The following is a 13113-nucleotide window of genomic DNA, read 5'->3' as shown; positions in this document are numbered from 1 at the left end:
TTGATGATGGGTGGGGGAATGGACGCCACGGTGTCGATCGCCGGCACTGCCGGATTGCTGGATCGGGGGTGGCGGATGGCCATCTCGGCGGCAGGTGCCTGGGCTTCGCCGGATGACATAGACGCAAATGCCGAATGGCTGGACGCGGCCTGTCCCGGCACGGCGGCCGCCACGCTGGAAAAGCATGGCCGCTGGGACCGCAAGCAGCCAACCCGGCTGCACGACCGCGATGTCTGGTACAGCCGCAGGCTCGACGCGACCGGTCCGGTGCGGCTGGTGTTCGAGGGGCTGGCGACTGTCGCCGAGGTCTGGCTTGACGATCGGCTGTTGTTCACCTCGACCTCGATGTTCGAGCGCCATGAGGCTGCGGTAAGCCTTTCAGGGGGCGAGCAGCTCGCCATCGTCTTTCGCAGTCTCGACCGCCATCTGGAAACGGCGATCGGTCCGCGCGCCCGCTGGCGCCCTCGCATGATCGACGATCAGCGGCTGCGGCTGGTGCGCACGACCCTGATCGGCCATATGCCGGGCTGGTGCCCGAGCTTCGATGTCGTCGGGCCGTGGCGTCCCGTCAAGCTGATCCACGAAAATGGCGGGCAGCGCATCCTCGATGCCGACATGCGCGCCAGGCTCGACGGCACGACCGGGCATCTTGCCGTTGCGATAACCCTCGCCGAACCCTTCGACAATGCGCAAACGGCGCATGTCAGCTGTGCCGGAGTGCGCGCGCCCCTCAAGTTCGAGACACCCACCCGGCTGACGGCGGAATTGGCCATTGCCGATGTCGCCCCATGGTGGCCGAACAGACATGGCGAGCCGGCGCTGCACGAAGTCATGGCGACGCTGGGCACGGTGCGCAGCCGGCTGGGCCGAGTCGGATTCCGCCGCATCGAGATCGATCGCGGTGCTGACGGACGCGATTTTCGCCTGGTCGTCAACGGCGTGCCGGTGTTCTGCCGCGGCGCGGTCTGGACGCCCTCCGATCCCGTGCGACTGCCCTGCGAGCGAGCCGAAATCGAGCCCGACCTCGATCTCGCGCGCCAAGCCGGCGTCAACATGCTGCGGGTCGGCGGCACCTTCGCCTATGAAAGCGATGCCTTCCACGAGCTGTGCGATGAGATGGGCATTCTGGTCTGGCAGGACTTGATGCTTGCCAATTTCGACTATCCGGCGAAGAGCGCGGCCTGGCGGGCGGCGCTGTCGGGCGAGGTGGAGAACCTGTTGGGGCGGCTTCGGCATTCGCCGTCGCTGGCGGTGCTGTGCGGCGGCAGCGAGGTGGCGCAGCAGGCCGCGATGCTCGGCATGCCGGTGGCGATGGATCCGACACCCTGGTTCGACGATGTCGTGCGTCCGGCCGCGCAGGCGATCCTGCCCGATCTGGCGCTCGTGTCCTCCTCGCCCTCCGGCGGCAGCCTGCCCTTCGCCGCGGATGGCGGCCCGACGCACTACTATGGCGTCGGCGCCTATTGCCGGCCACTGGAGGACGCGCGCCGCGCAGAGGTGCGTTTCGCCAGCGAATGCCTCGCCTTCGCCAACGTGCCGGAACAGGCGACGCTCGATGAGCATCTGCCCGTTCCGCCCGGCCACGATCCGCGCTGGAAGGCCGGCGTGCCGCGCGATGCAGGTGCGTCGTGGGATTTCGAGGACGTGCGCGAGCATTATCTGGAGACGCTGTTCGGCGTCGACGCTCGCCGGCTGCGCATGGAGGATCCAGCGCGCTACCTCGACCTCTCGCGCGCTGTCATTGCCGAGGTGGTTGAGCGCACGATCGATGAATGGCGCAGACCGGCCTCCCCGACGGCGGGCGCGCTGGTGTTCTTCTGGAAGGATCTGCTCCCGGGAGCAGGGTGGGGCGTCGTCGATTCTGCCGGTCGGCCGAAATCGGTCTGGCATGCGCTGAGACGCGCCTTCGCGCCGCTCCGGCTGACGCTGAGCGATGAGGGCGTCAACGGGCTGAGCGTCCATCTCGTCAATGACACGGCAAGGGCAGTCGAGGCGACGCTATCGCTTGCCTGCCTGCGCGACGGCGTCACCCCGGTGGTGGCGGCGCGCCGGCCGGTCACTCTGCAGGCGCGCGGGACGCAGTCGCTTGCGGCATTCTCGCTGCTCGGCGCCTTCTTTGATCTGTCTTATGCCTATCGCTTCGGCCCAGCGGGGCACGAGGTAACCGTGGCAAGGCTGGAAGACCGCGACGGCGAGATCCTGGCCGAAGCCTTTCATGTGCTTCCCGGCGTCATGACCGCGCGACGCGATGTCGGCCTGTCGGCAGGGCTGATGCGCGGCAGAGACGGCTGGCGCCTGCGGCTCGCTTGCAAGCGCGCCGCCTATCACGTCGCCATCAAGGATGGGCTGTTCTTCCCGCGCGAGAACGGCTTCCACCTGATGCCGGGCGCGGTGAAGGAAATTGGCCTGGATGGGCCGGCCTCTGCCACTCCGGCCGGCGTCGTGACGGCGCTGAATGGCGATCGCGAGGTGGCCTACGATGCGCCGCAAGCCGACAATGTAGAGACCAGGGCGGAGATCATGCGTTCGTTGCGGCCTGCCGGGAGCGTGGCATGAAGGGGGTCGTCTTCGCCGACACGATCGGCTGGCTTCATGAAGGCAGGGGAACCGGGCGACGCGGCCGGGGTGTCGTGATCGCCGGGGCCCATGGCCACGAGGACCTGTGCAGCCGGCGTTTCCTGCGGCTTCTGGCTGACAAGGTGGCCGAAAACGGTCTGCCGGCGCTGCAATTCGACTATCCCGGCTGCGGCAATGCCGCCGAGGATCATTCAACGCCCGGTCAGGTGCAACGGTGGACGGCGAGCATAGGCGCGGCGATCGATCGGCTGAAGCAGGATTGCGGCGTGGCGGACGTCATTTTGGTCGGCTTCCGGCTTGGTGCCCTGCTGGCCCCGCTGGCGGCGGCCGGACGCGACGACGTGGCGGGTCTCGTGCTGCTCGCGCCGCCGTCCTCCGGCAAGGCCTATGTTCGCGAGGTCACAGCCATGTCGCGCATGATCGACGCGCCGCTGGCCAGCCGTTCGGCGGGCGAAGGGGTTTTCACCGAGGGGCGCGAGGCCGCCGGGTTCCGAATTTCGCATGAAACGCTGGCCGATCTCTCGGCGCTCGATTGGCGGCATGCCGCGGCTGGCCTTCCATCCCTGCCGATGCTGGTGCTTACAAACGGCAAGCCGCTGGCTGCCGAAGAGGTCGGCGGCGACACGGCGGGCGCTGCGGAGATCGCGACGGCCGAGTTCGATGGCTATCCTCTCTTGATGTGCGACCCGACCGCCAACCGGATTCCGGCCGCCGCTCTCGATCGCTGCGCCGCCTGGATCGCCGACCAGCCCGGCAAAGCGGCAGCGGGAAAGGCCATGCCGCGCGATGTGTCGCAGATCCTGGACGGTCCGCATTACACGGAAAGCCCGGTGCTGATCGGACCGGCGCCGATGATCTGCGGTGTGCTTTGCCGACCGCGCGAACGCCAGACCGAGGCCGAGCCGGTGATCTTCCTCAATGCCGGTGGCGTGCCGCATGTCGGCTGGGCGCGCGGCACGGTGGAAGCGGCGCGAGCCCTGGCGGCGGAAGGCGTAGCCTCGCTGCGCGTCGACCTGCCCGGACTTGGCCTCAGCGATCCGACCGAGGAAGGGCGCCTGTTCCTTTATGACCGGCGCACGCGCCATGATGTAAGTCGTGCGATCAACTGGATGGAGCGAGCCGGCTACCCCGGGGTCGGCCTGGTCGGCACCTGCGCCGGCGCGTTTCAGGCTTTTCACGCCGCGCGGGCCGATCGGCGGGTACGGATGCTGACCATGATCAACCCGCTCTGCTTCGCCTGGAACAGTTCCTACGCGCTGGAGATGGCGGTCTGGAAGACTTACGAGACCTCCAAGGCCGTGCTCGGGCAGAACGCTGGCGCCATGCAGGAGAGCCGCGAGCCGGCCGCCCCCGCATGGCGCGGGATCGTTTCGCGATGCGCCCGGCTGATCATCCGGCGCGGGCTGGAGGCGATCAAGTCCACATTGTCGATGCTGCATCCGGCCGCGCTGCTTGGACAGCGGCGGGTGGAACGCTGGATGCGCGACCTATGCGGCCGCGGCGTGCGGGTCCTCCTCGTAACCTCGGAAGGCGATCTGAGCCTCAAGGAGATCGCCCGCCATTTTGGCTCGGAGGAAGAGCGGCTCGATAGCATTCGCGGCGTGACCAGGGTCTCGCTGCCGAATGCCGACCACACGCTGACGCCGTATCACGCACGGCGCGCCGTGATCGCTCGCCTGATCGACCATGGCGGCATCAGGCGTGACGGTTATGCTCGTTCCGAGCCGGTGCGCGCGACGGCAAGCCCTTCCTTCCTGGCGCCGTAGGCGATCATCAGTTCGGCTTGAGCATTGATATGCGGCAAGCGCGTCGCGTCTTGAAGCATCACGCAGCGATACGGTTCTCTGCGCGAAGCCGAAAGGTTTGAATAATCAGGGAAACTAAAGACTTTCGGGAGATTTCGTTCTGGTCGGAGTGGCAGGATTTGAACCTGCGACCCCATCGTCCCGAACAAGCTGTCTTGCCAGAAGAAGCCCGGAATTCCGGGCTTTTGCCATTAATGATCGGCCGCTTTTGGGGCCTTTGTTCACGTTTGTTTCCGGGGTTTCAGGTGGGTTTCAGGTGGGAGACACCCGATCGGACGATGTTGCTCTTCTGGCGCGGCGCCGGCGCCTTGGCGGTGATCGCCGCGGCGGCGTCGGCCTGGAAATCGGGGTGATGGTGGTAGTAGTGCTTGCGCAGCACGGCTTCCGTCATGCCGCAGAAGTCCGCGGCCTTGGAAAGCTCGACCCCGTTCTGCATCAGCCATGTCGCAGCGGTATGGCGCAGCGTGTGCGGGGTGACATCTGTGACAAAGACTTGTGTCTCGATGCCTTTGACGATCCGCGGCTCGTACCAGCCGAGGCCAGCGATCTCGCAGGCCGACTTGAACGCCTTGCGCACCGATCGAACCGGCCCGCCTTCCCATTCGACGATGAATTCGTGCGCGATCATGCGGCCGATCGTGCGGCTTTTGCCGCGTCCCTTGGTCTTGATGTCAACCGGGGTACGCGCCCAGCGGCGCATGTGCGCCAGCAGCCGGTCCGGCAGCCTGACCGGCGGCTGTCGCTTCCTGGTCTCGACCATGTCGGCGGCTCGCCTGAAAAAGACGCCGCGCTCAAGGTCGACGAAGCCACGCCCCATTGTGGGCCGTGTCGCGGCGCCGCAGATGGCGGCGGATCGCGTACCGGTGTAGAGCCCGGTCAGGATGAAGCGCGCCACGTGCCGGCCCGTCCGGCGATCGCTCTCTTGCCCCTTCCAGGTCTGCCGCATCTGCCAAGCTGCCCAGAGCAGCCTCGCCGCTTCTGATCGCGTCAGCGCGCGCTTGGCCTTCTCGGATCGCGCCGGCAACACGATCTTCGGCACGGCCGTGATGTATTTTTCGGCGTGATAGTGATTGATGGCCGCGCGCAGATCCTCGAGCTGCCGGCGTGCCATCGCCGCCGTAGGCAGGATCCGGCCCTTCTTGGCCGGGCCGTTGACATATTCGCGGCAGAGCGCGCCTGAGATGTCGGCGACCGTGCCGGTGAAGAATGTCAGAATGGCGAGCAGGCGCGCGGCCGCTTCCTTGCGATAGCTCTGCGACGGATTGAGCGCGACGACGTCCTCGGCATAGACGTTGATGACGTCGGCGATGTTTACTTGGTCCGGGTCGCGGTTGCGCTGGCGCGTCGGCTGATGCTTTTCGCTGATGTAGTCGGCGAGCTGCCTTTGAGCTTCAACAAGCTCGCTCTTGCCGCAGCCAGTGGGATGCCGTCTTCCGGCGTCCTCGATGTACCAGCCGGCCTTGCTGCGCAAGCTGCCGTCGGCCTTTCGGCTCTCGGACCGCCAGACGAGTCTAATTCCCTTGCTTGGACGCGGCATAGTTTTCTCATTCTCCCGATTGCTGCGAGTGTGGTGTATTCCTTGCCGGCGATGATTTCCGTCTCTAGCCGCCCGCGGTCGCGCTCCTTGCGCAAACCGGCCGGGCCCATCGAGCCATCAGGGAAAGCAATCCGAGCCGCGATGTCCAGCCGCAGCGGCGCGTTTTCCGTGTACTCATCGGACCCGTTCATGGAGTGCCGTTGCCGCTGGTGTTCATGGCGAAAACTGCACGTTCAGCAGGCCCGCGCCGCGATACCGAGATAGCGCTGCAGGCGGTCGATGAAGGCTAGCTCCGCTTTCATGGCGCCCCACGGCTCGATCGTGCCGACAAGCTTTGGCGGAGGCAGCGAAACGCGCGGCAGGCAAGCGCTGTTCGGCTGGGCGCCGAACAGCGCCGCGGCCTCGGCAACCAGCATGCGATCGTCCATGTCGCGGATCTGACGGCCATAGGCCGGCACGGTATCGATGTTGGGCAATTCAGCCGCCTGGTAGATCGCAACGTCGATGCTGCGCTTGACCGACGCGATCGCGCGGTGGGCGAGCCGGTCGATGAAATCTGCATCCAATCCTGCGTCGGTCGCCAGCCGGCCGATGTGATGCTGGATCAGGTCGACTGCCGGCCTGGTGATGTCGCCGAGCGCGTATTCATGTCCGTCATGAAGAAGGAAATAGCCGGCGGCCACGCCGTCGCCGGTTTCGCGGAACAGCGCGTCGGCACCCATCACCGAGTGCTGCGCCACAGAGTAGGCCGGGCAGCGATAGAGACCATTGAACCGCGCGAGCTTGGACAGCGTGTTGGCCATATCGGCGAAGCTGATGTCGGACGCCTTCGGCTCGAGCAGGTCGAAGGCCGACCCGTCCGGCTTGAAGGTTGGGATGATGGCGGGTCTAGCGCTCGGCGCGTTGCTGGCGGGCCTCATTGGTGAACCTGCGGCATGGCTGCTTCGACGGCGGTGAGAACGCTCGAGCGAATGGCCGGGAAGATCGGCAGCCGGTCGAGATAGCCCGACAGCACGGAAATGCAGCGCTCGCGTTGACCCGACCAGGGGTCGAGCAGCAGGGCAGCACGGGCGGCACAATACTGGCCCCAGGCCACGATGAGGCCCTGTGTAGGCTGCGCGCCGCCTGGCAGCGGTGGCCGATTGGGCGCGGCGTGCCGGGCCTTCTCAATCATGTCCGCAAGCAGATCCGGGCGAATGGTGATCTGCTTGGTGCTGGCGAGCAAAGCCAGACGTGCGGCGCTGTCCTGAAATTCGATGATTTCGGCGCTTGTGAAGCCGGCCCCGACCAAGTCTTCAAGCCGAACGCCACCGCCAACAGCAAACAGATCGCGCATTGCCTCTGCCATTTCCAGGCAGCGTGGATGGGCCTCGCCCGGAGCTTCCGGAAACTCTCGGCGCGCTTTTGAACGTTGGACTGTATCGAGCAAGACGGGTCTCCTTGGGGTAATCAGAGCGCGCCGGCCGTGACAGCGGCGCAGAACAGGGTGGCGGCAATGAAAGCAGCGGCAGCGAGCCGCTTCGCGACGGCTTCGTCCTTGTGATAGCGTTCAAACCGCGCATTGCGGGCAGGGGGTATTGGATGAGAATGTTGGTGCGAGCTGCCGTCTCGTTGTTTGCCCTGACCGGTTCGGCCTTTGCCTACAGCGATGGGCAACTGGCCGTTATGTCCCATGTCGGGCAGGCAATCGCCGGCACCAAGATCTGTCCGAAGCTGGAAATTAACGAAGGCGCCATGGCGCTGATGCTCGCCGCCGAGGACGTCAAGCTCGACGACCCAACGGTTGCCGCGGCCGTTCGGGGCAAGATTGAGGAAACCGTCCGGGCATGGGAGGGCAAGAGCGAAGACCTCGCCTGCGCGGCAGTGCTGATGCTGTACGGCCCAAGCGGAAGGATCGCGGGACTGCTGCGCTTGAGTGACTGATTCCACCGTCCTTCTCCAGTTCGTAAGGGCAAACAGTAGGTATCACCTACCTACTCTGTCAAGGTAGGTATGTTACTTCTGCAGCCCTGGGCTGTGGATTTGTCGCACTGGCCCGCCAGGTTTGTACTTGTTTTGTTCCAATGGCTGAGTCAGATTGACGCGGCGAAGGAGGCGGCATTGCTCACGTATTTTGTGGTTCAGAGTTTCAGGCTTACGCCAAAAGGGGCGATCACGCCTGGAGACGCGACAGAGGTCCAGGACATTGAGCACGCTCTGCGACTGGCAGAAAAGCTTGCGGCGAGCTCTGCCGGCGTAGTTGCGTTCAGCCGGACCGGGGATCCTTCCACCGGAGAGTTCGAGGATGCTGTCATCCTCTACGCCAACGGGGCGGTGCCGCTCCTCGAGTCTGAACTGGCCATTGCGTGTTGAAGCGGCGGATTGGCATAGTCGTCGGTGGGCTAGATAGAGCGAAGAGCAGCAACAGCAGCAAGAAGCTTCGCGGGCTCCACCGGCTTCTGCAGGCATGGAGTGCTTGCAAACTCTTCCGGAATGATCTCCGCGTCATAACCGGTCAGGAAGACAAAAGGTATGTTCCTCGCCCTCAAAGCGAAGGCCAATTCGAAGCTGGGCCCGCCGCCGAGGTTAACATCCAACAGTGCACAGTCAGGTCGCTTTTCTTCCAAAATGGCGGCAAGGGCATCCTGGGGGCTGCTAACGGGACCAGAGACGAACGCCCCGGCACTCTCGAGGATTTGCTGGGTATCGTCGGCCAAGTAAAAATCATCTTCGACGATCAGCACCGTACGGCCGGCGAGCAGCTCGACGCTCATGAACTATTCCTGCTGGCACTGAGGAGGTCAGCGGGCACGTCAGTTTGCAGGACGCTTTCGCTCGGCTTGAGCGGGAGGGCAATGCGGCAATGAAGACCGCCGGCGGTCAGGCGCATCTCGCCCGTGCCCTTCAACTCAAACGGGACACGACGCGTGATCAGCTCTGTTCCGAATCCCTTTCGCATGTCTCCACGCGGTGAGATCTCCATACCGCTTTCTTTCCAGTGGAACTGCAGCCAGTCTTGGCCTTTTCGCTCTCTGCGCTCCCAACGCAGGGCGATTTGGCCACCGGGCGCGCCAATAGCGCCATATTTCGCAGCGTTTGTGGCGAGTTCGTGGATTGCCAATGTCAGCACTTCAGCGGCTTTCGGCATGAGCAGGACGTGCGGCCCCTCGATTGAAATTCGCGAGGGATCGGCGGCTTGTGCCAGCAGTTCGTCGCGCACAATGCTATCCAGAACGACACCTTCTCCGGCCCAGCGTGTAAGCAGGGTCTGGGTGCGCGCCAACGCGGCAATGCGACCGCTTAGCCGTTCTCGAAACTCCTGCGTTGTTCCCCCGGTGTCGCCCCTCTTCACGAGGGAGGCGACCGTCGCCAGGACATTGCGGACGCGATGCTGTAGCTCGGCGGTCAGCACCGCCTGGCGCTCCTCATTGCGCTTGCGCTCGGTTATGTCCTTGCCGATCTTCAAGAACCCTCGGATAGTTCCATCGTCATTGCGAAGTGCCACCGTCTGGCCGTCAAGAAAAACGCGCCCTCCGCTCTTGCTCTTATGCCAGCGAATATTGGGAGCGACGCCGTCGGAGCGAGCGCGGCTGAGTTCATGCTCCGGCACGCCATTTGCCTGGTCCTCGGGCGTAAAGATGGAGGAGGTTGGCTTGCCAATCATTTCGTCTGCGCTCCAGCCGAACACAGCGGCCGCGCCCGGCAGCCAGTCGGTGATGGTGTCGTCCGGATCGCTGAAAATGATCGCATAGTCGCGGGCGTTTTCCACGATCAACCGGAAGCGTTCATTTCCATGCTCCAGTTCGCTGAGCAGCCTTCGAAGGTCATATTGGCGTTGACGCCCGCGTAGCGCTGCACGCGTGGAACTGGTCAGAGTAATCGCCTCAACAGGGCGTTCCAGCAGCGTAACGTTGCCGAGCGATGAAACAAGATCGGCTCGCCAGGCGGCGGCCCGTTGGTGGGCCAGATGGCTCGTGAGAATGATGAATGGCAGGTCTGACCAGACCGGCTGGTTCTGTGTCCAACTGATCAACGCGGGAATATCTCGGCCAAACAGGCCTTCTTCCGTGGCGATCACGGCAAGGCATTGCGGTCCTAAACGTGTGACCAAAGCGGAAAAGTCGGCACACACGATCGCCGCAATTCCGATGCGCGATAGAATTTCCACTGCTGCCGGTCCATCCCGCCCGATGGGAGCCAGCACAAGGACGGCGCTGCCGTCCATGTCAGCCCCGATCCCTGGTAACGCGCACCGTTGGTAGCTCCTGATCGCCATTGTAGATCGGTGTGCCCGAGAAAATACCGGAGAATTGCGTCAGCGGCGGACCGAGTGCAATGCCCGTCGGCGTCAGCTGGAATTCACGGATCGTATGCTCGTGATTGCTGCTCCGCTTCTTGACCACAGAAAGTGCCCGTCGGACCGAGCCGCCGAATTCGAAATAGCGCAGCATAAGCACCGCGTCGCTGAGATAGCTGATGTCGAGTGGAGTAGCCATGGGGCCAACCAGGCCATGCTGAGCCAGTATCAAAATGGTCGTTACTCCCTGCTGCCCGAGATACGTCAACAACTCGTGCATCTGCAGGATCAAGAAGCGCTCATCGGGCATCGCATTGAGGTAGCCGTTCAAGCTGTCGATCACGACGATCCGGGCACCGTCGCGCTCGACGCTCGCCCGTACGCCTGCGGCGAATTCGCCGGGGGACAGCTCAGCGGGGTCGATCTGCTGGAGCCGTATTTTTCCGGCGGCCAATGCCTCCTCCAGCGGCATTCCCAACGTTTGCGCTCGCCCCTCTATAGTGCCCAGTCCCTCATCAAAAGCGAAATAGACGGCGTGCTCGCCACGGTCGGCTGCAGCCAGCGCAAATGTCAAAGCCAGTGACGATTTCCCCACCCCGGCGCCGCCGATGAAGAGGGCATTGGTTCCCCGCTCGATCCCACCGCCGAGCATTTTGTCAAGTTCTGCGTTGCCGGTCGGAGTGGGATCTCCCGCAAACTTGGTATGGTGCTCGGCTGCAATAAGCCGCGGGAAGATCCTGAGCCCGCCCTTGACGATCGTGAAGTCATGGTAGCCGCCGCGGAACCGAATACCGCGCATTTTGATTACGCGGATGCGACGGCGCTCGGCCCCATAATCCAAGGCGAGCTGTTCGAGGTTGATCACGCCATGGCAGATCGAGTGCAGTTGCAGATCGGAGTCCGCCGATGAGAGGTCGTCCAGCAGCACCACCGTGCAGCGGCGCGCGGCGAAAAAGTGCTTGAGCGCGAGAACCTGGCGTCGATACCGCAACGAGTTCTGTGCCAGCAGACGCAACTCGGAAAGGCTGTCGAAGACGACTCGCGAGGGATTGAGGGCCGCAACCTTCTCGAACACAAGGTTCGTTGTTTCGCTGAGCTCAACTTCGGCCGGATGAAGGATCGTCAGTTCGCGTTCGGGATCGAGAGAAGTTTCGGGCGGGACCAACTCGAAAACCTCGATTCCGTCCAGCGTCCAGCCGTGCCTCTTGGCGACCAACGCCAGCTCACGACGTGTCTCTGACAGGGTGACGTAGAGGACGCGCTCGCCAAGCTGCACGCCCTGGAGAAGGAATTGAAGCGCGATGGTTGTTTTGCCGGTGCCGGGGCGGCCTTCGTAGAGATACATCCTGTCGGGATCGAGTCCGCCGCCCAAGATATCGTCGAGGCCTTCGCTGCCTGTGGACACCCGCTCTGTGCCTATCTCCTCCGCTCCGAAGATTTCCCCCTCAGCGATGTCATTGGCCGCCACGTCTTCGTCCCTCACATGCAAGCGACGGGATACGCTGGCCCGCCCAACCGAAAACGGCGAAACCAAGCTCTGGTTCCCCTGGCTCCTCTGTCTGCCGCTCGGCCGAAAGGGCGGCCGGGGCCGCCAACTTCGTTTGTTGTCAGCTAATGAAGCTTGCTAGCGTCCGACCCGAATGGTCTGGTTCCTGGTTGACTCCGGCGTGTGGAGTTGCACCTGGTTACGGCCCGCTTGCTTGGCCAGATAGAGCGCTGCGTCGGCGTGACGCTGTAGCTGCTCCGGTGAGATGGCCTGGTCCGCGCTCTGAACCGCTACTCCAATGCTGAGGGTGACGCGGCGAACGCGAGACCCTGGGTTGGGAATGGCTGCGGCCTCAATGCTCTTTCGAATGCGTTCGGCCACCGAGGTCGCCTCTTCCTCGGTCACCCCAGGCAATAGCACGAGGAACTCTTCGCCGCCGTAGCGGGCCAGGAGATCGTGATCGCGCCTGACGTTTTCCTGGATAATTCGGGCGACCTCGACCAGACAGCGGTCGCCTTCGGAATGGCCGAGGTGATCGTTGAGCTTCTTGAAGTGGTCGATGTCGCACATGAGCATTGCGGCACCGTCAAGGCAGCGTTTGTCGCTTCCCCAGATGCGGCCGAGCGTTTCCGTCATCCAGCGCCGGTTGGCGATGCCGGTGAGCGGATCGGTCCTTGCCAATGTTTCCAACCGCTGGTTCGCTTTAGCCAGTTCGGCAACCCGGCGGCGATCGCGAAGCTCAAACAGGAAAGTCTTCTGAGCCAGAATTGTCATGATGCGTCGCGCGGCGACGGTTGCGAAGATACCACTGGCGAAGAACAGTGTCGCAGCCACGGCGCTTCCCAAGCCGATGGCCGGGTTCTGCAGCTGAAACACGAGATACAGCCCGAGCGCCAGCCCGGCGATGGCCACCGTCCAGGCCAGCGGGATACCGAAGATAATGATGGCGGTAATGGCAACGAACAGCATGACATTCAATTGCCGTTCATAGAACTCGCCACCAGCGCTTACGCCGACCAATGCGACGGACAGCAGGATGAGGAACATGCCCGCAATCAGGGAGGTTCCTTGCAGCCAGGCCGCCTGCGGTTTTCGCCAGGCGAAAACAACGGCCACTGCCACGGGCGGGATGATGGCGCCCGGCAGCAGCATGGAGTGCGCGACAGACCTTGGCAGCATCAGCATGTTGAGCGCCAGGGTTAGCACGTCAAGCAAGGCCACCCAGGTCATCCAAGAGCGAATGATTTTCGCCGTTTGCGGCCAGACACGTGCCCGAAAGCGGTTCTTTATTTCGCCTTTTAGGCGGATGTCGCGCGTGCGGCGCGCCAGAAGCCGGTCGACTTCGGCGGCGAGGGCAGGGCTGTCATGCCCATCGAGGTGCATCGGATCTGACACGGCCGCTAAGCTCTAGAATGCTTCATCGTCGAACTCG

11 protein-coding genes are annotated in these 13113 nt (G+C 63.8%); 4 read left to right on the top strand and 7 right to left on the bottom strand.

Annotated elements, in window-relative coordinates; genetic code table 11:
- Positions 1–18 precede the first annotated feature (18 nt).
- Both EJ078_RS06575 and EJ078_RS06570 read left to right on the top strand, forming a co-directional pair.
- Positions 19–2556 (top strand): glycoside hydrolase family 2 protein, encoded by a 2538-nt coding sequence (locus tag EJ078_RS06575; protein ID WP_245459132.1) that lies wholly within the window; start codon positions 19–21, stop codon positions 2554–2556.
- Entirely contained in the window at positions 2553–4343 is a 1791-nt protein-coding gene (locus tag EJ078_RS06570; RefSeq protein WP_127847777.1) for an alpha/beta fold hydrolase, read from the top strand. The genes EJ078_RS06575 and EJ078_RS06570 overlap by 4 nt, the downstream gene beginning before the upstream one ends.
- 280 nt (positions 4344–4623) lie before the next feature.
- On the opposite strand, the gene EJ078_RS06565 is transcribed toward EJ078_RS06570, so the two are convergent.
- From EJ078_RS06565 to EJ078_RS06555, 3 genes are all read right to left on the bottom strand, one after another.
- Complete coding sequence (locus tag EJ078_RS06565) at positions 4624–5919, bottom strand: tyrosine-type recombinase/integrase (RefSeq protein ID WP_127216523.1); 1296 nt, start codon at positions 5917–5919, stop codon at positions 4624–4626.
- Positions 5920–6152: 233 nt separating this feature from the next.
- Positions 6153–6839, bottom strand: coding sequence for a hypothetical protein (locus EJ078_RS06560; protein WP_208721165.1), 687 nt, complete (start codon positions 6837–6839; stop codon positions 6153–6155).
- Complete coding sequence (locus EJ078_RS06555) at positions 6836–7348, bottom strand: hypothetical protein (RefSeq protein ID WP_127847779.1); 513 nt, start codon at positions 7346–7348, stop codon at positions 6836–6838. Before EJ078_RS06555 ends, EJ078_RS06560 begins: the two co-directional genes overlap by 4 nt.
- A gap of 152 nt (positions 7349–7500) precedes the next feature.
- On the opposite strand from EJ078_RS06555, the gene EJ078_RS06550 reads away from it, so the two are divergent.
- Entirely contained in the window at positions 7501–7842 is a 342-nt protein-coding gene (locus EJ078_RS06550) for a hypothetical protein (RefSeq protein WP_128370221.1), read from the top strand.
- Positions 7843–7911: 69 nt separating this feature from the next.
- Positions 7912–8271: a hypothetical protein gene (locus EJ078_RS06545; protein WP_208721163.1), complete on the top strand. Its 360-nt coding sequence runs from the start codon at positions 7912–7914 to the stop codon at positions 8269–8271.
- Between the two features lie 29 nt (positions 8272–8300).
- On the opposite strand, the gene EJ078_RS06540 is transcribed toward EJ078_RS06545, so the two are convergent.
- From EJ078_RS06540 to EJ078_RS06525, 4 genes are all read right to left on the bottom strand, one after another.
- Positions 8301–8672 carry a response regulator gene (locus EJ078_RS06540; RefSeq protein WP_127216528.1) on the bottom strand — a complete coding sequence of 124 codons (372 nt, stop codon included), beginning with the start codon at positions 8670–8672 and terminating at the stop codon, positions 8301–8303.
- Entirely contained in the window at positions 8669–10123 is a 1455-nt protein-coding gene (locus EJ078_RS06535; protein ID WP_208721161.1) for an HWE histidine kinase domain-containing protein, read from the bottom strand. Before EJ078_RS06535 ends, EJ078_RS06540 begins: the two co-directional genes overlap by 4 nt.
- 1 nt (position 10124) lies before the next feature.
- Positions 10125–11663, bottom strand: a complete 1539-nt coding sequence (locus tag EJ078_RS06530; RefSeq protein ID WP_245457140.1) for an ATPase domain-containing protein — start codon at positions 11661–11663, stop codon at positions 10125–10127.
- Between the two features lie 156 nt (positions 11664–11819).
- On the bottom strand, positions 11820–13064 hold the full coding sequence (locus EJ078_RS06525) for a diguanylate cyclase (protein WP_208721623.1): 1245 nt from the start codon (positions 13062–13064) through the stop codon (positions 11820–11822).
- Positions 13065–13113: the final 49 nt, after the last annotated feature.

It is taken from the genome of Mesorhizobium sp. M1A.F.Ca.IN.022.06.1.1 (assembly GCF_003952605.1).
Lineage (GTDB): Bacteria > Pseudomonadota > Alphaproteobacteria > Rhizobiales > Rhizobiaceae > Mesorhizobium.
This window is presented reverse-complemented; position numbering and strand designations above follow the sequence as displayed.